Source organism: Frigoribacterium sp. SL97, from assembly GCF_026625765.1.
In the GTDB taxonomy this organism is placed as follows: Bacteria; Actinomycetota; Actinomycetes; order Actinomycetales; family Microbacteriaceae; genus Frigoribacterium.
The window spans coordinates 2027667-2050229 of record NZ_CP113062.1 but is presented as its reverse complement, the minus strand read 5'-3'; the positions used below and the strand labels follow the sequence as shown (position 1 = coordinate 2050229).

18 protein-coding genes and 4 tRNA genes are annotated in these 22563 nt (G+C 71.4%); 11 read left to right on the top strand and 11 right to left on the bottom strand.

Translation table 11 applies throughout. The annotated features are described in order from the left end of the window. Positions 1–74: 74 nt before the first annotated feature. Entirely contained in the window at positions 75–2021 is a 1947-nt protein-coding gene (gene dxs, locus OVA02_RS09775; RefSeq protein ID WP_056045446.1) for a 1-deoxy-D-xylulose-5-phosphate synthase, read from the top strand. A gap of 79 nt (positions 2022–2100) precedes the next feature. Here the strand turns inward: dxs and OVA02_RS09770 are convergent, their stop codons facing one another. From OVA02_RS09770 to OVA02_RS09755, 4 genes are all read right to left on the bottom strand, one after another. Next, the gene (locus tag OVA02_RS09770) at positions 2101–4224 is read right to left on the bottom strand and encodes a 3-hydroxyacyl-CoA dehydrogenase NAD-binding domain-containing protein (protein WP_267658084.1); all 2124 of its coding nucleotides are present in this window, start codon (positions 4222–4224) and stop codon (positions 2101–2103) included. After that, positions 4221–5426, bottom strand: coding sequence for a thiolase family protein (locus OVA02_RS09765; RefSeq protein WP_123570125.1), 1206 nt, complete (start codon positions 5424–5426; stop codon positions 4221–4223). Before OVA02_RS09765 ends, OVA02_RS09770 begins: the two co-directional genes overlap by 4 nt. Positions 5427–5499: 73 nt before the next feature. Then, complete coding sequence (locus tag OVA02_RS09760; RefSeq protein ID WP_267658082.1) at positions 5500–6834, bottom strand: HRDC domain-containing protein; 1335 nt, start codon at positions 6832–6834, stop codon at positions 5500–5502. A gap of 43 nt (positions 6835–6877) precedes the next feature. Continuing rightward, entirely contained in the window at positions 6878–7474 is a 597-nt protein-coding gene (locus tag OVA02_RS09755) for a DUF3000 domain-containing protein (protein WP_267658081.1), read from the bottom strand. A gap of 109 nt (positions 7475–7583) precedes the next feature. On the opposite strand from OVA02_RS09755, the gene OVA02_RS09750 reads away from it, so the two are divergent. After that, positions 7584–8828, top strand: coding sequence for an alpha/beta hydrolase family protein (locus tag OVA02_RS09750; RefSeq protein WP_267658079.1), 1245 nt, complete (start codon positions 7584–7586; stop codon positions 8826–8828). On the opposite strand, the gene OVA02_RS09745 is transcribed toward OVA02_RS09750, so the two are convergent. Genes OVA02_RS09745 through OVA02_RS09735 form a run of 3 tightly spaced genes read right to left on the bottom strand, consistent with a single transcriptional unit; the run spans position 8786 to position 10877 of the window. Beyond that, on the bottom strand, positions 8786–9541 hold the full coding sequence (locus OVA02_RS09745; protein ID WP_056045434.1) for a dihydrofolate reductase family protein: 756 nt from the start codon (positions 9539–9541) through the stop codon (positions 8786–8788). The genes OVA02_RS09750 and OVA02_RS09745 overlap by 43 nt on opposite strands. Continuing rightward, positions 9538–9981: a SufE family protein gene (locus OVA02_RS09740; RefSeq protein ID WP_056045431.1), complete on the bottom strand. Its 444-nt coding sequence runs from the start codon at positions 9979–9981 to the stop codon at positions 9538–9540. Before OVA02_RS09740 ends, OVA02_RS09745 begins: the two co-directional genes overlap by 4 nt. Further along, positions 9978–10877: a sulfurtransferase gene (locus OVA02_RS09735; RefSeq protein ID WP_056047468.1), complete on the bottom strand. Its 900-nt coding sequence runs from the start codon at positions 10875–10877 to the stop codon at positions 9978–9980. The genes OVA02_RS09740 and OVA02_RS09735 overlap by 4 nt, the downstream gene beginning before the upstream one ends. Positions 10878–11053: 176 nt before the next feature. Here OVA02_RS09735 and zapE point away from each other — a divergent pair, with 176 nt between their 5' ends. After that, positions 11054–12070, top strand: a complete 1017-nt coding sequence (zapE, locus tag OVA02_RS09730) for a cell division protein ZapE (protein ID WP_056045427.1) — start codon at positions 11054–11056, stop codon at positions 12068–12070. Positions 12071–12291: 221 nt separating this feature from the next. Beyond that, positions 12292–13572 (top strand): ammonium transporter, encoded by a 1281-nt coding sequence (locus tag OVA02_RS09725; RefSeq protein WP_056045424.1) that lies wholly within the window; start codon positions 12292–12294, stop codon positions 13570–13572. Positions 13573–13716: 144 nt separating this feature from the next. Here the strand turns inward: OVA02_RS09725 and OVA02_RS09720 are convergent, their stop codons facing one another. After that, complete coding sequence (locus tag OVA02_RS09720; protein WP_056045420.1) at positions 13717–15411, bottom strand: alpha-amylase family glycosyl hydrolase; 1695 nt, start codon at positions 15409–15411, stop codon at positions 13717–13719. A 124-nt stretch (positions 15412–15535) separates the two neighbouring features. Then, positions 15536–15608 (bottom strand) — tRNA-Val (locus OVA02_RS09715). A gap of 174 nt (positions 15609–15782) precedes the next feature. Between OVA02_RS09715 and OVA02_RS09710 the strand changes: the two genes are divergently transcribed. The 3 genes from OVA02_RS09710 (at position 15783) to OVA02_RS09700 (ending at position 16147) form a co-directional block, all read left to right on the top strand. Then, positions 15783–15854 (top strand) — tRNA-Gly (locus OVA02_RS09710). A gap of 66 nt (positions 15855–15920) precedes the next feature. After that, positions 15921–15994 (top strand) — tRNA-Cys (locus tag OVA02_RS09705). 81 nt (positions 15995–16075) lie between these two features. Next, positions 16076–16147, top strand: a tRNA-Val gene (locus tag OVA02_RS09700). Positions 16148–16295: 148 nt separating this feature from the next. Here OVA02_RS09700 and OVA02_RS09695 read toward each other — a convergent pair. Together OVA02_RS09695 and coaBC are read right to left on the bottom strand one after the other, a co-directional pair. Beyond that, entirely contained in the window at positions 16296–17795 is a 1500-nt protein-coding gene (locus tag OVA02_RS09695) for a serine/threonine-protein kinase (protein WP_056045416.1), read from the bottom strand. Next, the gene (coaBC, locus tag OVA02_RS09690) at positions 17792–19129 is read right to left on the bottom strand and encodes a bifunctional phosphopantothenoylcysteine decarboxylase/phosphopantothenate--cysteine ligase CoaBC (RefSeq protein WP_056047462.1); all 1338 of its coding nucleotides are present in this window, start codon (positions 19127–19129) and stop codon (positions 17792–17794) included. The genes OVA02_RS09695 and coaBC overlap by 4 nt, the downstream gene beginning before the upstream one ends. A 178-nt stretch (positions 19130–19307) precedes the next feature. Here coaBC and OVA02_RS09685 point away from each other — a divergent pair, with 178 nt between their 5' ends. The 4 genes from OVA02_RS09685 to OVA02_RS09670 all read left to right on the top strand — a co-directional run bounded on the left by OVA02_RS09685 (position 19308) and on the right by OVA02_RS09670 (position 22524). Beyond that, complete coding sequence (locus tag OVA02_RS09685) at positions 19308–20054, top strand: NRDE family protein (RefSeq protein WP_056045413.1); 747 nt, start codon at positions 19308–19310, stop codon at positions 20052–20054. Positions 20055–20208: 154 nt separating this feature from the next. Further along, positions 20209–21063 (top strand): amino acid ABC transporter substrate-binding protein, encoded by an 855-nt coding sequence (locus OVA02_RS09680; RefSeq protein WP_056047459.1) that lies wholly within the window; start codon positions 20209–20211, stop codon positions 21061–21063. A 2-nt stretch (positions 21064–21065) separates the two neighbouring features. After that, complete coding sequence (locus OVA02_RS09675) at positions 21066–21731, top strand: amino acid ABC transporter permease (RefSeq protein WP_056045410.1); 666 nt, start codon at positions 21066–21068, stop codon at positions 21729–21731. Then, complete coding sequence (locus OVA02_RS09670) at positions 21721–22524, top strand: amino acid ABC transporter ATP-binding protein (RefSeq protein ID WP_056045408.1); 804 nt, start codon at positions 21721–21723, stop codon at positions 22522–22524. Before OVA02_RS09675 ends, OVA02_RS09670 begins: the two co-directional genes overlap by 11 nt. Positions 22525–22563 lie beyond the last annotated feature (39 nt).

Below are 22563 nucleotides of genomic sequence, written 5' to 3'. Positions count from 1 at the left end.
GGTCGCACGGCGTTCTCGCCGGTCGCGTGCCTAGACTTGCGTGATGCCCGAGAGGGCCGAGAGGGAAGGCCAGCATGAGCCTGCTGCAGACGATCACGGGGCCTCGTGACCTCGACCGCCTGACGAACGAACAGATGGTCGAACTGGCCGCCGACATCCGCCGGTTCCTCGTGACCGAAGTGTCGAAGACCGGGGGCCACCTCGGGCCGAACCTCGGCGTCGTCGAGTTGACGTTGGCCATGCACCGGGTGTTCCACTCGCCGCACGACGCCTTCGTCTTCGACACCGGCCACCAGTCGTACGTCCACAAGCTCCTCACCGGTCGCCAGGACTTCTCGGGGCTCCGGCTCCGGGGCGGTCTCGCCGGATACCCTCAGCGGTCCGAGTCCGAGCACGACATCGTCGAGAGCTCACACGCCTCGAGTTCGCTCTCGTGGGCCGACGGCATCTCCCGGGCCTTCCAACTGACGGGCCGGGACGATCGGCACGTGGTAGCCGTCGTGGGCGACGGCGCGTTGACCGGGGGCATGACGTGGGAGGCCCTGAACAACATCAGCGACGACAACGACCGCCGCCTCACCATCGTGGTCAACGACAACGGCCGGTCCTACGCCCCGACGATCGGAGGAATGGCCCGTTTCCTCAACACGGTCCGCACCCGCCAGGCCTACCGCGAGCTCCACGTCGGCAGCAGGGCCGTCTTCGACCGACTCGGACATCCGGGTCGTGCGGTCTACCGCGGCGTCCGGGGTGGTCTGCACGGCTTCCTGAGCCGGTTCACGAACAACGAGGCCCTCTACTCGAACCTGGACATCAAGTACATCGGGCCGGTCGACGGTCACGACCAGGTCGCCATGGAAGAAGCGCTGCTCCAGGCGAAGAACTACGGGGCGCCCGTGATCGTGCACGCCATCACCGAGAAGGGCCGGGGATTCGATCCGGCGCGCGCCGACGTCGCCGACCAGTTCCACGCGGTCGGGCAGATCGACCCCGAGACGGGCGAACCCCTCGAGGCGGCCACCTCGCCGTCGTGGACGTCGGTCTTCGCCGACGAGATCGTCGACATCGCCGAGCACGACGAGAAGGTCGTCGGCATCACGGCGGCGATGCTGCGTCCGGTGGGCCTGCACAAGCTCGCCGAACGGTTCCCGAAGCGGGTCTTCGACGTCGGCATCGCCGAACAGCACGCGGTCACGAGTGCCGCGGGTCTCGCGTTCGGTGGACTGCACCCCGTCGTCGCGCTGTACGCCACCTTCGTGAACCGAGCCTTCGACCAGGTGCTGATGGACGTCGCCCTCCACCGGGCCGGTGTCACCTTCGTCCTGGACCGCGCCGGTGTGACCGGACCGGACGGCCCGAGCCACCACGGAATGTGGGACCTCGCCCTCCTGCAGATCGTGCCGCACATCCGTCTGGCCGCCCCTCGTGACGCGACGCGACTCCGCGAAGAGCTCCGGGAGGCCGTGGCGGTCGACGACGCTCCCACCGTCATCCGGTTCTCGAAAGGCGCCGTCGGCGTCGAGCACGACGCCGTCGAACGACTCGAGGACGGTGTCGAGGTGCTGCGACGCACCGGCCGTGACGACGTCCTCATCGTCTGCGTCGGCCCGATGGCCGGCATCGGACTCGAGGTCGCCGAACGACTGGAGGCCCAGGGCATCGGTGCCACGGTCGTCGATCCTCGATGGGTCGTCCCCGTCCCGGCCAGCATCATCGAGCTGGCGGCGGCCCACCGGCTCGTCATCACGATCGAGGACGGCGTGCGGGTGGGCGGGATCGGCACCCGTGTGCGACAGGACCTCCGTGGCGCAGGCGTCGACACGGCCGTGACCGAGTTGGGACTGCCCGACGAGTTCCTCGAACACGGGTCCCGGGCCGAGATCCTCGACGAGGCCGGCCTCACGCCGCAGCACATCGCTCGCGACGTCGTCGCCCAGGTGCTCGGCAGCCGAATCCCGGTGGCGAGGCCACTGGACGAGACCGCTGCCGCGTCTCGGCACGAGGATGCCCGGCACGACTGAGCCCCGGTGCGGTGTCACGCCACACGACAGACGTCGAACGCCCCGTCCCTCTCGAGACGGGGCGTTCGGCGTGGGTGGTCTACTCGACGCCGCGGATCGCGGGTTCGTGGAAGTCGCGTCCCCGCACCCGACGTGAGGCACCGACCCGGTCGAGGTACGGCGTGACCCCGCCCATCTGGAACGGGTACCCGGCGCCGAGGATCAGGCAGAGGTCGACGTCCTCGGCCGCGGCCACGACGTGGTCGTCGAGCATGCGCCCGACCTCGTCGGCGAGACCGTCCTCGATGCGGACGCGCAACTCGTCGTCGGTCAGGGCCGTTCCCGGTCCGGCGGCGAGGGCGACGGCCTTCTTGTCGAATCCCTTGCGACGGCCCTTCGAGTCGCGTTCGAAGATCGTGCCGTGCTCGGCCAGGCGGTGCAGTCCGTCACTGGCGAAGAACCGGTCGGGGAAGGCGGCATGGTGGGTGTCCAGGACGTGCGCCCCGACGGTCAGTCCCACCAGCTCGAGCAACTCGAACGGCGTCATCGGGAGGCCGAACGGCGCCGTCGCCCGATCGACGACCTCGAACGGCGTCCCCGTCTCGACGGCGTGCATGGCCTCGCCCAGCAGCTTGGCCAAGATGCGGTTGACCACGAACCCCGGGGTGTCGGCCGTGATGACGGCGTTCTTCCGCAGGGCCTTCGCCGTCACCATCGCCGTGCTCAGCGTCTCGTCGTCGGTCGCCGGGGTCTTGACGACCTCGACGAGGGGCATCACCGCGACCGGGTTGAAGAAGTGGAATCCGACCAGTCGCTCGGGATGAGCGAGGCGCGCCCCGATCTGCTCGACACTGAGCGACGACGTGTTGGTCGCCAGCACCGTGGTGTCCGAGACGACGGCCTCGACGTTCGCGAACACCTCCTGCTTGACCGACAGCTCTTCGAACACGGCCTCGATGACCCAGTCGGCGTCGGCGAAGTCGGCGAGATCGGTCGTGCCCGTGATGAGTGCCTTGAGGCGGTTGGACTCGTCCCGCGAGATCCGACCCCCGCCCTGCAACTCGTCGATCTCGCCTCTGATGCGGGCGAGTGCCGCGTCGACCCGAGCCTGGTCGAGGTCGGTGATGACGACCGGGACGCGCAGACGGCGCACGAAGAGCAGCGCGAACTGGCTCGCCATGAGTCCGGCGCCGACGATGCCCACCTTGCCGATCTTCCGGGCGAGGTCGGGGGAGGGCGCACCGGCGGGCTTCTTGGCCCGCTTCTGGACGAGATCGAAGGCGTACATGCTGGCGTGGAACTGGTCGCCTGCCACGAGGTCGGCCAGCGCTTCGTCCTCGGCCGCGAAGCCGGTCGTCCGGTCGGTGTTCTTCGCGGCCTTCAGCAGGTCGAGAGCGGCGTAGGGCGACTTCGCGACGGTGCCGATCTTCGACTCGAGCGACTTGCGCGCCACCGAGATCGCGACGTCCCACTTGACGGCACGCTCGAGCCTGCCCGGAACGTTCGGCCGCTTGACGCCGACGCGGCCGGTCAGCACCCCGTCGGCCCACCGGATGCTGTCCTCGAGGAAGGACGCGGGGCCGAACATCGCGTCGACGATGCCGAGTTCAAGCGCCTGGGCGGGCTTCAGGGTGCGGTTGTTCTTCAAGGGGTTCTCGATGACGACCTTGAGGGCGTTCTCGATGCCGATCAGGTTCGGCAACAACCAGGCGCCACCCCACCCGGGGATGATGCCGAGGAAGACCTCCGGCAGGGCGATGGCGGCGGCCGAGGAGTCGACCGTCCGGTAGTCGGCGTGCAGCCCGATCTCGACGCCACCGCCCAGGGCGAGCCCGTTGACGAAGACGAACGTGGGCACCGGGGCGTCGTGCAGCTTGCCGAGCACGGCGTGGCCGAGCCGGGCGAGCTCGCAGGCGACCTCGCGGCTGGGGATGGCGCTCACCTTGCTGAGGTCGGCACCCGCCGCCAGGAAGTACGGCTTGCCCGTGACGGCGATCGCCGCGATCTCACCCGAGGAGGCGCGGCTGCGGACGGCGTCGAGGGTCGCGCCGAACTCGTGCAGCGTCGCGGGCCCCAGCGTGCTCGGCCGGGTGTGGTCGCGGCCGTTGTCGAGGGTGATGAGGGCCATGACGCCGCCAGAGGGCAACGGCACGTCGCGGACGTAAGAGTGCGTGACGACCTCGTCGGCCGACAGCTCGGTCAGTTGTTCGGTCGCCGTGCTCATGCGCGTGCCGCCTTCTTCGAGTAGTGGGGGTTCTCCCAGATGACGCTGCCGCCCTGACCGAGGCCGATGCACATGGCCGTGAGGCCGTACCGCACCTCGGGGTGCTGCTCGAACTGGCGGGCGAGCTGGATCATCAGCCTCACGCCCGAGGACGCGAGGGGGTGACCGACGGCGATGGCCCCGCCCCAGGGGTTCACGCGCGGGTCGTCGTCGTCGATGCCGAAGTGGTCGAGCAGGGAGAGGACCTGCACCGCGAACGCCTCGTTCAGTTCGAAGAGGCCGATGTCGTCGATCGACAGCCCCGCCTTGCGGAGGGCCTTCTCGGTGGACGGCACGGGACCGATGCCCATGATCTCGGGCTCGACGCCGGCGAAGGCGAAGCTGACGAGACGCATCTTGGGGGTGAGCCCGAGTTCCTTCGCGGCGGCACCCGACGCCATCAGGCTGACCGTCGCCCCGTCGTTGAGACCCGACGAGTTGCCCGCCGTGACGCGGCCGTGCGGCCGGAAGGGAGTGCGTAGCCCGGCAAGACCCTCCATCGTGGTCTCGGGTCGAGGCGCCTCGTCTCGGGTGGCGAGCCCCCAGCCCTGGTCCGTCTTGATGGCCACCGGGACGAGGTCGGGTTGGATCTGGCCGGCGTCGTAGGCCGCTGCGAGCTTCTGTTGCGATCGCAGGGCGTACCGGTCGGAGCGTTCCTTGGTGAGCTGGGGGAACCGGTCGTGGATGCGCTCCGCGGTGTTGCCCATGTTCAGGGCCTCGCCGCTGACGAGCTTCTCGGCGGCGAAGCGCGGATTGGGGTCGGCGGCGAACCCCATGGGGTGACGCCCCATGTGCTCGACTCCGCCGGCGAGCGCGACGTCGTACGCGCCGAAGGCGATGCCGCCGGCGACGCTCGTCACGCTCGTCATGGCACCGGCGCACATCCGGTCGATGGCGTACCCGGGCACGGACTGGGGGAGACCCGCGAGGAGCGCCGTCGTGCGTCCGAGGGTGAGGCCTTGATCGCCCTGTTGCGTGGTCGCCGCGATGGCGACGTCGTCGATGCGTTCGGGCGGCAGGGACGGGTTGCGTTCGAGCAGACCCTTCATCGCCTTGACGACCAGGTCGTCGGCGCGGGTCTGCCAGTACATGCCTTTGTCGCCGGCCCGACCGAACGGGGTGCGTACCCCGTCGACGAACACGACATCGTTGCTCTCGGCCACAGTGCCTCCAGTGTCAGGATCTGGTCCTGATCTTAGGGACGACGCCGGGGGCCCGAGAATCGTTCGAGCAATCCTACGAAGCGCCGTCGCCCGTCGCCTCGGGCTCTTGGTGGGCATCGACAAAGGCCTCGGCGACCGCCTCGGCCACGGCCTCGACCTGCCAGGTCCGCGCACCGAGCTCGACGAGTGCGGCCGCGATGGTCGGTGCGTCGAAGGGGATGGGCGGGTCCCAGGACAGCCGGCGCAGGGTCTCGGGTGTGAGCAGGTTCTCGACCGGCAGGTCGAGCCCCTCGGCGATCTCGGTCACCTTGGGGCGGACGGCCTTGTAGCGCGCGTCGGCCAGCGGGTTCTTGTCCGCCCACGATCGGGGCGGGGGGAGGGTGTCGCTCGCCGGCCCCCGGTGCGAGGGCAGGTCCGTCGTCTCACGGCCGCGTTCGATCGCCGCGAACCAGCGGTCCAGCTCACTGCGACTGGCCCGGCCGACGAACTCCTTGATGCCGGCGAGGGACCGTTTGTCGGTGGGCATCGCCTTCGTGGCGGCCAGGAGCGAGGAGTCCGGGACGAGACGGCCCGGGGCCGTGTCGATCTCGCGCGCGTAGTCGTCCCGCGCCTGCCAGAGTTCACGAGCCACGGCGAGGGACCGGGACCCGCGCAGGCTGTGCAGCCCGGTCAGTCGACGCCACGGGTCGACCTTCGCGGGCTTTGCCTCCCGCCTCAGGGTCGCGTCGAACTCCTGGCGCGCGATCTCGAGCTTGCCCGCGTCCGCGAGGACCGCCTCCATGGCGTCCCGGAGGTCGACGAGCAGCTCGACGTCGAGAGCGGCGTAGACGAGCCAGCTCTGCGGCAACGGTCGCGTCGACCAGTCGGCGGCACTGTGTTCTTTCGCGAGGTGGACGCCCAGGAGCTGTTCGACGACGGCTCCGAGCCCGACCTTGGGGAGCCCGGCGAGGCGCGCACCCAGTTCGGTGTCGAAGATGCGGCTCGGATCGAGGCCGACCTCGCGCAGGCACGCGAGGTCCTGGCTGGCGGCGTGGAGCACCCACTCCTCGTCGCCGATGACGGCTTGCAGTTCGGCGAACGAGCCGATGGCGGGTGGGTCGAGGAGGAACACCCCCGAGCCGCGTCGGAACACCTGGATGAGGTAGGCCCGCTGCGAGTAGCGATAGCCGGAGGCGCGCTCGGCGTCGATCGAGACCGGCCCGGTCCCGGCGCGGATCGCCTCGACGGCGGCCAGGTACCCCTCGCGGTCGTCGATGACGGTCACCTCGCCGTGCTGCGAGTCGGCGGTCTCGACGACGGGTCGGACGGAGACCCGGGGGCGGGTGTCGCGCGGCTCGGAGCCGTGGGGTGCTGCCGCGTCGGCCGCCGCCGCGTCTGGTGCGGCCTCGTCTGGTGTCGCTGTGGTCATGTCTCCGCTGTTCTCTCCGGGGGCGCTGTTCTGTTCCGGTGGTTCAGTCTCGTCCGACCCGCCTCGAGGCGAGGAGGGTGACGCCCTCGACGGTCGGGGGCAGGCCGGCGAGCGTGCAGATCAGCTCGCTCCAGGCCTCGATGTGCGGGGCCAGGTCGGTGGTGGCGGGGCTCCAGGACGCCCGGAGTTCGAGCTGGGCCCCGTCACCGTGGTTGGCCAGCTCACCGTATCCGGTCGAGAGGATCTTGGTGGCGGTGCCCGATGCCCGGTCGTAGACGGCACCGCGGGCGTCGAGGCTGTCGACGAGCCAGGACCACGCGACGTCGGCCACGAACGGATCGAGGGCGATCTCGGTCTCGAGGGGCGCCTGCGCGAAGCTGACGACCCGGAAGGGTCCGCCCCACGCCTCGGGTTCGTCGTCGTCGTAGAGCAGCACGAAGCGTCCGGTGCCGAGGTCGGGGTCCGGGCGACCGGACGCGCCGATGACGTCCCCGGCGAGGGCCAGGGCGTGGGGGGCGAGGCCGTTCGGAGCGGGGATCTCGGTCACGGCGAGGGCGTCCCGCGCGGCGGCACGGTGGACGGACTCGACGGCCGCGGCGAACGCGGGCGGGCGGGTCGACGTCGGGGGGATCTCGGACACCCTGGAAGACTAGGGTCGATCCCGAGGGCGACCCCCGCGGCACGCCGCGCCCGGCTCAGCAGATCCACAGGTCTCCCCGCTCCGTCTCACGCCGTCCGAGGAGCCGCCCGTGAACCGCCCCGCATCCACCGGTCGACGGGGCGTCGGCCCGCTCGCCGTCGTCTCGATCGCGGTCGGGGGCACCGTGGTGGTGTCGTCCACAGCCCTCGTCTCGGGGATCGTCGCCATGGCCCGGAAGATCGTCACCCCTGCCCGGAGGCGACGCGACGACGTGCGCATCGAGGCCCACGACGCCGTGGCCGGGACGATCACCCTGCGTTCGACGCCCGACACGCGCCTCCCCGGTCGCTACAGCTTCTGGTACGACAGGGGCCGAGGGCACGCCCGCATCGGCGAGGTGGTGCACGACGACGGCCGGTACGTCGAACGTCGGGTCGAACACGAGGACGGCGTCGGGGGCGTCGAAGGAGTCGAGGCATCCGGCCTGCGGCGCGCCCACCGGGGTCGCATCGGCGGCTGGCTGTACCCGACGCCGCACGACGCGGGCCTCACGGCCGACGAGGTCGTGGTCGACACCGAGGTCGGTCCGGCCCCCGCCTGGCTGGTCCCCGCCGAGGGCGGGCTCGACGGCCCGTGGATGATCGGGGTTCACGGTCGCGGGGTGACGCGCGCCGAGACGATCCGTGCGGCACCGGTCTTCCGGCGAGAGGGCTTCACCTCGCTCCTCGTGTCGTACCGCAACGACGGCGAGGCGCCCCGTTCGCCCGACGGCCGTTACGCGCTGGGCGACTCCGAGTGGCGCGACGTCGAGGCGGCGATCCGGTTCGCCCTCGACCACGGGGCGAGGTCCGTCGTCCTGATGGGCTGGTCCATGGGTGGAGCGCTGGTGCTGCAGGCCGCCACCCGCTCCACCCTGCGCGGCTCCGTCTCGGGTCTCGTGCTCGAGTCGCCCGTCGTCGACTGGCGGACGACGCTCGCCTACCAGGGCGCGGCCATGCGGGTGCCGGGGGTCGTCCAGGGTCTGGTGCTGCGCCTCCTGGGATCGCCCCTGCTCTGCCGGCTGGCCGGCAGCGCCGAGCCCATCGACTTCGACCGGCTCGACCTCGTCTCACGCGCGGGCGAGCTCGACCTCCCGGTGCTGGTGCTGCACAGCGACGACGACGGCTTCGTGCCGTCCACCGCGTCACACGCGCTGGCCGAGGCGCGGCCCGACATCGTCACCTTCGAGGTGTTCGACGTCGCCCGGCACACCAAGCTCTGGAACCTCGACCCCGAGCGGTTCGAGGGGGCGATCGGTCGATGGCTCGACCGTCACCGACTCGCGGGGCCACCGTCCACCGACCACCGCGCGTAGAGCGTGCTCTGCTCGTCGACCAGCAGTTGGCCGAGCACGAGCGACGCCGGGTCGAAACGTTCGCGACCGAAGACGGGCAGGCCGCTGCCGATCACGACCGGCGAGGTCGACAGGCACAGCTCGTCGACGAGGCCGTCCCGGAGGAACTGCCCGGCGAGCGAGGGACCGCCCTCGCAGACGAGCGAACGGAGGCGCTGCTCGCGCAGGCACCGCAGGATCGCGGCGGGCTCCAACCGGCCGCCGTCGTCGGTCGCCGACAACACGCGGGCGGCCGCCCAGATCGCCTCACCGAGGGTCTCGCGGACCCGTGCCCGCGCGGATTCGGGGCAGACCACGACGACCCGCTCGGCTTCGGCCGGGTCCATCCGGTGGCCGGAGAGGTCGCCCGACGCCGTGACGACGACGAGTCGCGAGGACTTCGGCACCCGGTAGCCCTCGGCGCGCACGCTCGCCGCACCGACGAGGACACCGTCGGCGAGCGAGCGGATGGCGGCCAGGATCGTGCGGTCGGTGGCGTTGCTCAGCGTCTCGGAGGTGCCGTCGGACCCCGCGGCGTCACCGCTGACCGCCGCGATCAGGTTGAGTCGCAGCCACGTCTCGCTCGGCGGGGCGTACAGCTCGCGGATCCGGGCGGGGGTCGAGTCCTCGTCGATCTCGAGCTCGAGCCCGACGTCGCCGGGACGTCCGAGGGCGTGCAGCACCCGGAGCGTCACGCGACGGCGGTCCGTTCGCGGATCTGACGCTTGGCGCGGCCGAGCAGCGCGGTCATGCCGCGGATGCGCAGCGGGCTCACGGCCTCGGTCAGGCCGATCGTCTGCGGGTAGTCGTCGGGGACGTCGTCGAGCACCTGCTCGACGGTCAGTCCGTCGAGCCCCTGGGCGAGGATCGAGGCGAAGCCCCGGGTCGTCGGCGCCTCGCGCGGTGCCGTCGCGTGCAGGTGCACCCGACCGTCGGTGACCTCGACGAACAGGAACACGGGGGACTGGCACTCGACCACCCGTTCGAACAGGTCGGGATGGTCGGCGTACCGGGCGGGCAGCTCGGGCAGCTCGTTCGAGAACTCGAGCAACAACTGAAGACGGTTCCGCACGTCGAGGGCGAGGAACTCCTCGCGGATCTCGACGAGCGCCTCGGGCAGGGCCGCGTCGGTCACCGGGCCGGCACCTCGCCCGGCTCGGTGCCCTGCACGATGGGGACCCGCACGGCGCTGCCCCACTCGGTCCAGGAGCCGTCGTAGTTGCGCACGTCCTCGAAGCCCATCAGGTGCGTCAGGACGAACCAGGTGTGGCTCGACCGCTCACCGATGCGGCAGTAGGCGACGACCTCGTCGCCGTCGGAGAGGCCCGCCCCGTCGCGGTAGATGGCGTCGAGTTCGGCGAGAGGCCGGAAGGTGCCGTCGTCGGCCGCGGCCTTGCCCCACGGCACGTTCTGGGCGCTCGGGATGTGACCGGCACGCAGGGCGCCCTCGTCGGGGTAGGCCGGGGCCGTGGTGCGCTGGCCGGAGAACTCCTCGGGCGAGCGCACGTCGATCAGGGGTTTGCCGAGGTGCGCCAGCACGTCGTCCTTGTAGGCGCGGATGACGCTGTCGTCCCGCTCGACGACGGGGTAGTCGGTGGCCTCGACCTCGGGCGCCTCGGTCGTGTAGTCGCGTCCCTCGGCCTCCCACTTCGCGCGGCCGCCGTCGAGCAGACGGACGTCCTGGTGCCCGAAGAGCGAGAAGACCCACAGCGCGTACGCGGCCCACCAGTTGTTCTTGTCGCCGTAGATGACGACCGTGCTGTCGCGCGTGATGCCGCTGCGGCTCATCAGCGCGGCGAAGCCCTCGCCGTCGACGTAGTCGCGCTGCACCGGGTCGTTGAGGTCGAGGTGCCAGTCGATCTTGACGGCGCCGGCGATGTGGCCGGTCTCGTACAGGAGGACGTCCTCGTCGGACTCGACGACGACGAGCCCGGGGGTGCCGAGGTGCTGCTGCAGCCACTCGGTGCCGACGAGACGCTCGGGATGGGCGTACTCGCCGAAGCGGGCGGACGTGTCGTGCTCGACGGCCATGGTGTCTCCTTGTGCGGGGGTCGGGGTGGAGCCGACGCCGGGCGACGCGTGGTGCCCGGCGGCGTAGGATCGCCTCTGGTCGGCCCCGTCGAGGTTACGCATGCCGCGTGACCGTCGCCCGGGAACCGTACGACTCTGACACAGATCCCCGCCCACCCCACCGCGAGGCCGCGCCCATGCCCCCCGAATCCGTCAGCACCCTCGTCTCGCTGAGCGACCGCACCCCGACGATCACGGGGGCCGAGATCGTGACGCAACTCGTGCCTCCTCGTCAGTTCGCGGAGGCCTCGCTCGAGAACTACCGGCCCGACCCGGCCTTCGCCTCCCAGGCCGAGGCGGTGGCCGCCGTGACGGCGTTCGGAGGCGCGGGTCCCGACGCGCCGCGGAGGGGCCTGTTCCGCAAGAAGCCGGCTGCCCCGGCCGTGCGTCCCGGCCTGTACCTCGACGGCGGCTTCGGCGTGGGCAAGACCCACCTGCTCGCCGCCCTCTGGAACCGCACGCCCGGCCGGCGGTACTTCGGCACCTTCATCGAGTTCACCGCGTTGGTCGGCGCCGTCGGCTACGCCGGGGCCGCGTCGCAGCTGAAGGGCGCCGCCCTGGTCTGCATCGACGAGTTCGAGCTCGACGACCCGGGCGACACCATGATGATGACCCGACTGCTCGGCGACCTGGCCGACGACGGCACGCGCATCGCCGCCACCTCGAACACGCCGCCCAACGCCCTCGGTGAGGGCCGGTTCGCCGCCGCCGACTTCCTCCGCGAGATCCAAGGGCTCAGCGACAAGTTCTTCACCCTGCGCATCGACGGGGACGACTACCGGCGTCGCGAGGTCGAGGCCCGGGCGCACGTGGTCGACGACGTCGACGCGGCGGCGGCCGCGCTCGGCGGGACCGTGTCGCTCGACGACTTCGACGGCGTGGTCGCCCACCTCGCGACGGTCCACCCCAGCAAGTACGTGAAGCTCGTCGACGACCTCGACGCGGTGGGGCTCCGTGACGTCCACGTCCTCACGAGCCAGGTGGACGCCCTGCGCCTCGTGGCCTTCGTGGACCGCCTGTACGACGCGCAGATCCGGGTGGTCGCCTCGGGCACGCCCCTCGACCAGGTCTTCTCGGACGAGATGCTCGCCGGCGGCTACCGCAAGAAGTACCTGCGCGCCGTGTCGCGCTTGGTGGCCCTGACCTCGCTCTGACGGGATCCCCACCCCGCACCGGGCATCCGGTAACACGTTGTTTACCTGCGCCCGAATCGTGTTACATCGGGGAAACAATCCCGCACACGGCCCGAAACCTCTCCCCGCGACACTGGGGGCCGCACCGGACGAGAGCGTTCGTCACCACAGCCCGTGAACCCACACGGTCGACCTCGACGTCGGTGCCTCCCCGGCTCCGAAACTCGAGAGGTGACCCACCCATGGACCAAGGCAACACCGCCTTCATGTTGATCTGCGCGGCACTCGTGCTGCTCATGACCCCCGGCCTGGCCTTCTTCTACGGCGGCCTCGTCAAGGCCAAGAGCGTCATCAGCATGATGATGCTCAGCTTCGGCGCGATGGGCCTCATCGGCGTCCTGTGGGTGCTCTTCGGCTATGCGATCGCCTTCGGCAACCCGACCTCGATCCCCGGTGGGAGCGAGAGCTTCGTGGGCGTCCAGGGCCTGATCGGCCTCGACGTCGCGAACCTCGGCCTCGGCGCCGCCTTCGAGGACAGCCTGGACCCGACCGGCGCCTACCCGACGATCGCCTTCGCCGCCTTCCAGGCCACCTTCGCGATCATCACGGTGGCCCTCATCTCGGGCGCCATCGCCGACCGCGCCAAGTTCGGGGCGTGGATGATCTTCGCCGGCGTCTGGGCCACGGTCGTCTACTTCCCGGTCGCCAGCTGGGTCTTCAACTTCACGAAGGACGCCGACGGCAACACCGTCGGTGGCTGGATCGCCGCCATGGGCGTCATCGACTTCGCCGGCGGCACGGCCGTCCACATCAACGCCGGTGCCGCGGCCCTCGCCCTGGCACTCGTCCTCGGCAAGCGCGTCGGCTTCGCCAAGGGTGCCGACAAGCCGCACAACCCGCCCTTCGTCCTGCTGGGTGCCGGGCTGCTCTGGTTCGGCTGGTTCGGCTTCAACGCCGGCTCCGAGCTCGCGGCCGACGGCGTGGCCGCCCTGGCGTTCCTGAACACCATCGCCGCACCGGCCGCCGCCGTGCTCGGCTGGCTGGTCGTCGAGAAGCTCAAGGACGGCAAGGCCACCTCGGTCGGCGCCGCCTCGGGTGCCGTCGCCGGCCTCGTCGCCATCACCCCGGCCTGCGCCGCCCTCACCCCGGGGTGGGCCGTCGTCCTCGGCGTCGTCGCGGGTGCCGTCTGCGCCCTCGCCATCGACCTCAAGTTCAAGCTCGGGTTCGACGACTCCCTCGACGTCGTGGGCATCCACCTCGTCGGTGGCCTCATCGGGACGCTGTACCTCGGCATCTTCGCGAACGACACCGGCCTCATCTTCTCGCACACCTTCACGCAGCTCGGCATCCAGGCCCTCTCGGCCCTGGCCGTCATGCTCTACTCGTTCGTCCTGGCCTTCGTCATCGGCTTCGTCATCGAGAAGACCATCGGCTTCCGCGTGAAGAACGAGGACGAGGTGGCCGGCATCGACCTCGCCCTGCACGGTGAAGAGGGCTACGTCCTCGAGAACTCGCGCGCCTGACCCACGTCGCACGACGAACGGCCCCGGTCCTCGGACCGGGGCCGTTCTGCGTCCCGACCGCGGCAGAACGCAGGAGGCGCGGTGCGCGACCGCGTCGCACCGCGCCTCCTGCGGGTGGTCGCCCGGTCGGACCGGGCCCGGGTCTCAGGTCAGCGAGAACCAGACCGTGGTCTCGCCCGGCACCTCGGTGACGCCGGCGAGCGTGTCGTGCAACGGCTCGCTGGAGGCCAGGACGCGTGCCCCGGTGGGCAGGTCGACCGGGCCGCCGCCGAAGTTCGTCAGCGAGTGCCACCCCTCGTGGCGGGAGAAGCGCACGACGTCCTCCGAGGTGTCGTCGGCCCAGAGGAAGGCCTCACCGCGCTGCAGCTCGCGGCGGAGGGCGAGGGCGCGTCGGTAGATCGACAACGTGGACTCGTCCTCGTCGTCCTGCACCGAGACGGCGAGGTCCTCGAACCACTCGGGTTGCGGCAGGTGCGGGGCGTGGTCCCCGAAGCCCAGGGCGGGCTCGCTCGTGTCCCAGGGCAGCGGCACCCGGCTGCCGTCACGGCCCTTGCGCCGGTGGCCCGTGCGGACCCAGACCGGGTCCTGCAGGTCGTCGGGACGCAGGTCGGCCACCTCGAAGAGGCCCAGTTCTTCTCCTTGGTAGACGTAGGCCGAACCCGGGAGGGCGAGCATGAGCAGCGTCGCCGCACGGGCCCGACGGAGGCCCGCATCGGGGTTCAGAGTGGGTCGGCGACCGTCGCTCAGCACGAAGGCGTCGAGGTCCTGCCCCTTCGGCAGGCCGTAGCGCGTGGCGTGACGGACGACGTCGTGGTTCGAGAGCACCCACGTGCTCGTCGCCCCGCTGACGGCCGCCTGCTCGAGGGTCGACGCGATGATGGTCCGGTACTGGTCGGCGTCGAAGTCGGCGCGCGTCAGGGCGAAGTTGAAGGCCTGGCCGAGCTCGGTGGGGCGGGCGTAGAGCGGCACCCGCTCGGGCTGCACCCAGGCCTCGGCCACGGCGCTCCGGGGCGGGTCGTACTCGTCGAGGACCCGGCGCCACCCCTCGAAGATCGTGTGCACCTCGTCACGGTCGTAGAGCGGATCGCTGCCGTCGACCGGCAGGAGCTGACGTTCGGCCGCGTCGCGGAGGGGCTCGGTGAGGTCCTTCGCGAGCCCGTGGGCGACGTCGACCCGGAATCCGTCGACGCCACGGTCCGACCAGAACCGCAGCGTGCGTTCGAAGTCGGTGCGGACCTCGGGGTTGCTCCAGTCGAGGTCGGGTTGCTCGGGGGCGAACAGGTGCAGGTACCACTGTTCGGGCGTGCCGTCGGGGCGCTGCAGGCGGGTCCAGGCGCCACCGCCGAAGTTCGAGACCCAGGTCGACGGGGGAGTGTCTCCTCCCTCGCCGAGGCCGTCCCGGAACACGTACCGGCCACGGGCGGCGCTGCCGGGCTCGGACGCCACCGCCTCACGGAACCACTCGTGGTCGCTCGAGGTGTGGTTCGGGACGATGTCGACCACGACCCTCAGCCCGGCCGAGTGGAGGGCGGCGACCATCTCGTCGAAGTCGTCGAGGGTGCCGAGGCGGGGGTCGACGTCGCGGTAGTCGGCGACGTCGTACCCGCCGTCGGCGAGCGGTGACGGATAGAAGGGGCTCAGCCAGACGGCGTCGACCCCGAGCCGCTGCAGGTACGGCACGCGCGAGGTCACGCCGGCCAGGTCACCGATGCCGTCGTCGTTCGCGTCGGCGAAGCTGCGCGGATACACCTGGTACACCACGGCCTGCCGCCACCAGTCGGCGTCGGGGACGGGCGTGGGGCGGGTCGCGGCGGCGCGGGAGGTGGGGGAGTCGGTCATGGGGCGAGGATGCCACGTCTCGGCAGTGGGCGGCGTCGATGCTCCGACGGCGGCACCGGGCCGGGGATCGCGGGCCAGGAACGACGAAAGGCCCTGCAGGAGCAGGGCCTTTCGATGGTGATCGTGGGCGATACCGGGCTCGAACCGATGACCTCTTCCGTGTGAAGGAAGCGCGCTACCAACTGCGCCAATCGCCCGTGTGGGACTCGACGATGCTAGTGCATCGCGGTGCTCGAACGCCATTCGGCCGGTCGTCGAGGTCACCGTCGTGAGCTGCCCCGTGATCGATCAAGACACGAACTTCCCTCGATTTGGTTTCTGCCCCGGGGTGTGGGTATTGTTCTTTTGCACGCAGAAATGCAAAGCGAAATGCGGATGTGGCGCAGCGGTAGCGCATCACCTTGCCAAGGTGAGGGTCGCGAGTTCGAATCTCGTCATCCGCTCGAGTGTAATGCTCACCAGAGGGTGGTCCACCGACTGGTGGCCTCCCTCTGGGGGGCTACTCGTATGGTGGAGTGGCCGAGAGGCGAGGCACCGGCCTGCAAAGCCGTTCACGCGGGTTCAAATCCCGTCTCCACCTCCATTCGATCTAGACCTAGGTCTAGACTCTATGTTGCAATTGAATAGTGCGGTTCGAGGGAAGATTCTCGGATCGTTGAGACATGAGCGATTGGCGCAGCGGTAGCGCGCTTCCCTGACACGGAAGAGGTCGCTGGTTCGATCCCAGTATCGCTCACACACAGAAAGCCCCGGCCTCGGCCGGGGCTTTCGTCATGTCCGGGCTTCTTCTCTCACGGGGTGGCCCGCCTCTCCTGCCGAGAGGCCACGACCTGTCGCCCACCTCACGATGCGAGCGACGGGTCGTGACGTCCCGCGGCATCCGCCTAGGGGGTGTCGGTCCCCGTCCCGAGACCGACCCCGTTGCCCCGGCCGTTCCCGTTCCCGTTCCCGTTGGTGCCCGGGCCGCCGTTGCCGCTGTTGCCGGGCCCGCTGTTCCCTCCGGGGACGTCGACGCCAGGGACGTCGACCGTCGGGGGCGTCACGGGGTCGACGGTCGGCTGCGTCGTCGGCTCGACCGGCGCCTCCTGGGTGGGGCTCACCTCGTCCGAGGGAGCCGGGTCGACCGGTGAGTCGTCGGTGGAGTCGTCGGACGGTGACGGCGAGTCGACGTCCGACGACTCGGACGGCGTCGTCGACGGATCCGTCTCGACGCTCGGACTCGTGCTCTCCGTCGGGTCCACCGTCCCACCGTCGCGGGTGGCGGCCCAACCGATGCCCGCCGCCAGCAGCCCGGCGACGACGATCGCCGCCAGCACGAGGGGCCAACGCCGACGCTTCCGGGTCCCGTCGTCCGCCGTGACGTCGGCGACCAGGTCCGTGGCGTCGGCGCGGGAGGCCGCCCCCGCCCCGAACACCTGCGTGCGGGCATCGTCCCGGGCCAGGACGCGAGTGGGGGCGTCGCCTCCGGGCAGGGCAGCCGTCGGCACGTCGGGAGCGGCCATGACGCGCGTGACGGCTTCGGTCGACCCGGCGCCCTCGACGGCCAGCGTGCGGGCCGCTCGGGCGACCTCGGCGGCGGCCGGACGGTCGTCGGGTGCTCGCGCGGTCATGCGCGTCAACAGTTCCGCCCACCCCGAGCCGATCGAGGCCGGGATCTCGGGGTCGCGGGTGAGACGGGCCATGACCGACTCGACGACCGACCCCGTGAAGACGCGCCGCCCGGTCAGCGCCTCGACCAGCACCAACCCGAGCGAATAGACGTCGGACGCGGGGGCCGGCGGACGCCCCTCGGCCTGCTCCGGGCTGACGAAGGCGGCGGTGCCCATCAGGGTTCCCGTGGCCGTCACCCGCGTCGAGTCGATCAGGTAGGCGATGCCGAAGTCGGCGAGCTTGGCCCGTCGGGGGTCGCCTTCGTGGTGCGGCGCGGCGAGCAGGATGTTCGCGGGCTTGACGTCCCGGTGGACGACGCCGGCGCGGTGCACCGCCGCCAGGCCGTCCGCGACGTCGCCGAGCACCGCCGCGGCCTCGGCGTGCGACAACGGACCGTCGGCGAGCACGGTCTGCAGGGTGGGGCCGTCGACGTACTCCATCACGAGGTAGGCGTCGTCGTCGTGGCCGTCGCCCTCGACCCGGGCGTCGTAGAGCGTGACGAGCCCCGGGTGGTTGAGGGAGGCGAGGAGGCGCACCTCGCTGACCTGGCGGCTGAGGTCGTGGACGTCGTGCCCGTCCGAGGAGAAGAGCTTGACGGCGACGACCCGGCCGAGCTCGAGGTCGCTCGCCCGGTAGACGGCCCCCATGCCTCCGCGCCCGACGATCGCGTCGAGGCGGTAGCGACCGCCGACGGTCGTGCCGAGGCGGGGATCGGCCTGCTCGCGGGGGCTCATGCGCCCGCTCCCGTCGACGCGCCGGGGAGCACGGGAGGAGTGCTGCCACCCGACCCCCGACTCGCGACCCGACGGGACACCACGGCGTCGAGCACCGTCTCGGCCACGGCGGTCTTCGACCCCTCGGCCTCGGACACCACGTCACCGTCGGCGTCGATCACGACGACGGCCGTGTCGTCGCTGCCGAAGCCGGTCGTCCAGCCCACCGTGTTGAGGACGAGCAGGTCCGCTCCCTTCCGCCGCTGCTTGGCGCGCCCGAGCGAGAGCAGTTCGTCCCGGTCGGCGGCCGTCTCGGCCGCGAAGCCGACGACCACCTGCCCCACGGCCCGACGGGCGACGAGCCCGGCCAGGACGTCCGGGGTCCGGACGAGACGGACGGTCAGCTCGTCGCCCGAGTCGTCCTTCCGGATCTTCCCGTCGGCCACCGACGACGGCCGGTAGTCCGCCACCGCGGCCGCCATGATCACGACGTCCGCCGCCGGGGCGTGCTCGCCCATCGCGGCGTCGAGCTCGAGGGCGGTGCCGACCTCGACGACGTCGATCGTCCCCTCCGTCTCGAGCGTCTGCCGCACGGCTCCGTCGAGTGCGGCCGCGACGACGGTGACGTGGGCACCGCGGCGGGCCGCCCCGAGGGCGAGCGCCGCCCCCTGCGTACCGCTCGACCGGTTGCCGACGAACCGCACGGGGTCCAGGGGCTCACGGGTGCCGCCGGCCGAGACGACCAACCGGAGGCCGTCCAGGTCGCCGACCCGCGCCTCCTGGTCCCGAGCACCCGGGGCGACGGCTCGCGGGGCGTCGGGGGAGCCCGGGCCGGTCACGAGGGCGAGTGCCGCGGCGACGATCTCGTCGGGTTCGCTCAGCCGGCCGGGCCCCACGTCGCCCCCGGTCAGCGGCCCGTCGTCCGGCCCGACGACGGTCACCCCGCGCGACCTCAGCAGGTCGACGTTCGCGACCGTCGCCGGGTTCCGCCACATCTCGGTGTGCATGGCGGGCGCGACGACGAGCGGCGCGGTGCTCGCGAGGATCGTCGTGCCGAGCAGGTCGTCGGACAGGCCGTGGGCGATCTTCGCCAGGGTGTGGGCGGTCGCGGGGGCCACGACGATCAGGTCGGCGCGCTGCCCCAGGGCCACGTGCCGCACCTCCGCGACGTCGTCGAAGACGGACGTGTGAACCGGGTTGCGGCTCGTGGCCTCCCAGGTGGGCGCCCCGACGAAGCGCAGGGCGGCCTCGGTCGGCACGACGTGGACGTCGTGCCCCCGCAGCACGAGGCCGCGGACGACCCCGACGGCCTTGTACGCCGCGATGCCGCCCGAGACGCCGACGACGACGGACAGGCGACGCGGGGCGTCGGCGGGGGAGGAGCGGGGGTGGTCGTGCGTCACGGTGGGCCTCGTCGATCGATGCGTCGGTCGGCCGACCCGGTGCCGGGTCGGTAGCGTTGCCCACCACGATGCCGCATCCCGCGGTCGAGCGTCGGCACCCGTCCCGACGAGCCCCCACCCTGAGGACCCCATGTGCACCGTCGTCGTCGCCGTCCAGCCGGACGCGCCCTGGCCCGTCGTCTTCCTCGGGCTCCGGGACGAGTCACCCGACCGCCCCTGGGACGAGCCCGGCGCCTGGTGGCCCGACCTCGGTGAGCGGGTGACCGGGGTGCACGACCGCGAGGCGGGCGGGGCCTGGTTGGCGACCGCCCGGGGCCCGAGCCGGGCGAGCGTCGTGCTCAACCGTCACGAGGCGCCCGCGTCGCCGCCCGGCGGATGGACCACCCGCGGTGCCCTGCCCCTCCGGGCGGCCGCCGACGGCGTCCTGCCCGACGGGCCGCAGACGACCCGCACCTTCAACCTGCTCACCGCGGACGCAGGAGGCGCGGTGCACTCCGTCTGGGACGGCACCGCCACCGATACGGCCCGCCTCGCCGCCGGGGTGCACCTGCTCACGCACGCCGCCCCCGACGACCGGTCCGTGCCGCGCGTCGACCGCTGGCTGCCCCGGTTCCGTGACGTCGCGCCTCCGACCGGTCCGCTGCCGACGGGGGCCGAGGGCGAGGGCAGCTGGACGCCGTGGCTCGACCTGCTGCGCGAGAGCAGCGCCCTGCCGACGGACGACGACGACGCGCTCGTGCGGGCCGACCTGGTCGACGGACGCCTCTTCCATTCGCTGTCGCTGAGCACCGTCGCCGTCTCGGCCGACGACGTGGCCCACCGGCACGTGCGGCTCGACGGCGCCCCCTCGGTGGGGGAGGCGATCGCGCGACGCTGACGGGCGCGTGGCGACGCCGACGGGTGTGCGACGACGCCCGGCCTCCGTGGCCGCAAGGTCATGCGGAGTCATCGGGAATCACGCCCGCCCCCGCGGCGTTAGTGTCGGGAGGCTCGTCCGACCCCCGAGCCGCAGCAAAGGAACCCTCGTGAAGATCACCGCCGTCCGCACCGTCCGTCGCCTCGCCTCCGTCGGCGTCGTCGCCGCCGCCGCCGTCGCCCTGGCCGCCTGCGCGCCCGCCTCCACCGACGGGGTCGTCCAGTCCACCGGCAGCGCGACCGCCGACACGAGCGCGGCGAAGAGCCTGTCCGACATCCAGGCGGCCGGCGAGCTCGTCATCGGCACCGAGGGCACCTACCAGCCCTTCACCTACCACGAGGGCGGGGCCGGCGCGCTGACCGGCTACGACGTCGACGTCGCCACGGCCGTCGCCGAGAAGCTCGGCGTCACCCCGGCCTTCGAGGAGACGCAGTTCGACGCCCTGCTCGCCGGACTCACCGCCGGCCGCTTCGACCTCGTGGCCAACCAGATCTCGATCACCGACGAGCGTGAGGCCACGTACGACTTCTCGACGCCCTACACGGTCAGCCGCGGTGTCGTGATCACGGCCGCCGACAACACCGACATCACCTCGCTCTCCGACCTCGAGGGCAAGACGACGGCCCAGTCGCAGTCGAGCAACTTCTACACGACCGCCAAGGACGCGGGCGCGGACGTGCAGGTCGTCGACGGCTGGGCCCAGTCGGTCGCGCTCCTCGAGCAGGGTCGCATCGACGCGACCGTCAACGACGAACTGACCTTCCTCGACTACGTCAAGACCAACCCCGACCAGGCCGCCGGCATCAAGATCGCGGCGACCACGGACGACGTCTCGCGCTCGGCCCTGGTCACCACGAAGGGCAGCGACGACCTCGTGTCGGCGATCGACGACGCCCTCGCCGAGCTCAAGGCCGACGGCACGCTGGCGACCATCAGCGAGAAGTATTTCGGCCAGGACGTCAGCGAGTAGGCGTGCAGTCCTCCCTCGACCTCTTCTGGCGGTCGCTCTGGCCGATCGTGTCGGGGGCGCTCGTCGCGTCGATCCCGCTCGCCTTCGCATCGATGGCGATCGGGCTGGTCATCGCCGTCGTCATCGCGCTGATGCGCCTGTCGGGCAAGGCGGCGCTCGCGGGCATCGCCCGGGTCTACATCTCGATCATCCGGGGCACGCCGCTGCTCGTGCAGCTCTTCGTCGTCTTCTACGGCCTTCCGTCGATCGGCGTCAAGCTCGATCCGTGGCCCAGCGCCATCATCGCGTTCTCCTTGAACGTCGGTGGGTACGCGGCCGAGGTCATCCGCGCGGCCATCCTCTCGGTGCCCAAGGGCCAGTGGGAGGCCGCCCACACGATCGGCATGTCGCGGGGGCTCGCCCTCCGGCGGATCATCCTGCCGCAGGCGGCGCGCGTCTCGGTGCCCCCGCTGTCGAACACCTTCATCAGCCTGGTCAAGGACACCTCGTTGGCGAGCGTCATCCTCGTCGTCGAGTTGTTCCGTCAGGCCGAGCAGATCGCCACCGTCTCGAACCAGTTCCTGCTGATCTACCTCGAGGCCGCCCTGGTCTACTGGGTGATCTGCCTGATCCTGTCGTTCGGGCAGGACGCCCTCGAGAAGAGATTGGACCGCCACGTTGCCCGCTGACGTCACCCCGCCCCGGCCGGCCGACGAGACCGGTGCCCCCGTGCTGACCGTCCGGGGGCTGCACAAGGCGTTCGGCTCGAACGAGGTGCTGCGCGGCATCGACCTCGAGGTGCGCCGCGGACGCGTCGTCGCCATCATCGGGCCCTCGGGCTCGGGCAAGACGACCGTGCTGCGGTCGCTCAACAGCCTCGAGGTGCCCGACGGCGGAGTCGTCACGCTCTCCGACGGCCGCTCGATCGACTTCGGCACCACGGTCGGCAAGCGCGACCTGTTGGCCCTCCGCGATCGCTCGTCGATGGTGTTCCAGCACTTCAACCTGTTCCCGCACCTCACGGTGCTGGAGAACGTCGTCGAGGGACCGGTGCGCGTCCAGGGACGCGATCCGAAGGAGGCGCGGGCCGAGGCCGAGGCACTCCTCGCGCGCGTCGGCCTCGTCGAGAAGGCCGACGCCTACCCGGCCGAGCTCTCGGGCGGCCAGCAGCAGCGCGTGGGCATCGTGCGCGCGCTCGCCCTGCGGCCCGAACTCCTGCTCTTCGACGAGCCGACCTCGGCCCTCGACCCCGAACTGGTCGGTGACGTGCTCACCGTCGTGAAGGAACTCGCCGACGAGGGCTGGACGATGATCGTCGTCACCCACGAGCTCGAGTTCGCCCGCCGGGTGGCCGACGAGCTGCTCTTCATGGACGCCGGCGTCGTCGTCGAGCGGGGCCGTCCCGCCGACGTGCTGTCCCGCCCCCGCGAGGCCCGCACGCAGCAGTTCCTGCAACGGGTGCTCAAGCCGCTCGACGACTGACGGGACGTCCACGCGACGAGCGACCCGCGCCTCCTCGAT

Coding starts and splice junctions, on each gene's coding strand:
- OVA02_RS09685 (WP_056045413.1), top strand. CDS start 19,308: ATGTGCACCGTCGTCGTCGCCGTCCAGCCGGACGCGCCCTGGCCCGTC.
- OVA02_RS09695 (WP_056045416.1), bottom strand. CDS start 17,795: ATGAGCCCCCGCGAGCAGGCCGATCCCCGCCTCGGCACGACCGTCGGC.
- OVA02_RS09735 (WP_056047468.1), bottom strand. CDS start 10,877: ATGGCCGTCGAGCACGACACGTCCGCCCGCTTCGGCGAGTACGCCCAT.
- OVA02_RS09720 (WP_056045420.1), bottom strand. CDS start 15,411: ATGACCGACTCCCCCACCTCCCGCGCCGCCGCGACCCGCCCCACGCCC.
- OVA02_RS09725 (WP_056045424.1), top strand. CDS start 12,292: ATGGACCAAGGCAACACCGCCTTCATGTTGATCTGCGCGGCACTCGTG.
- OVA02_RS09760 (WP_267658082.1), bottom strand. CDS start 6,834: ATGACCACAGCGACACCAGACGAGGCCGCACCAGACGCGGCGGCGGCC.
- OVA02_RS09770 (WP_267658084.1), bottom strand. CDS start 4,224: ATGAGCACGGCGACCGAACAACTGACCGAGCTGTCGGCCGACGAGGTC.
- dxs (WP_056045446.1), top strand. CDS start 75: ATGAGCCTGCTGCAGACGATCACGGGGCCTCGTGACCTCGACCGCCTG.
- zapE (WP_056045427.1), top strand. CDS start 11,054: ATGCCCCCCGAATCCGTCAGCACCCTCGTCTCGCTGAGCGACCGCACC.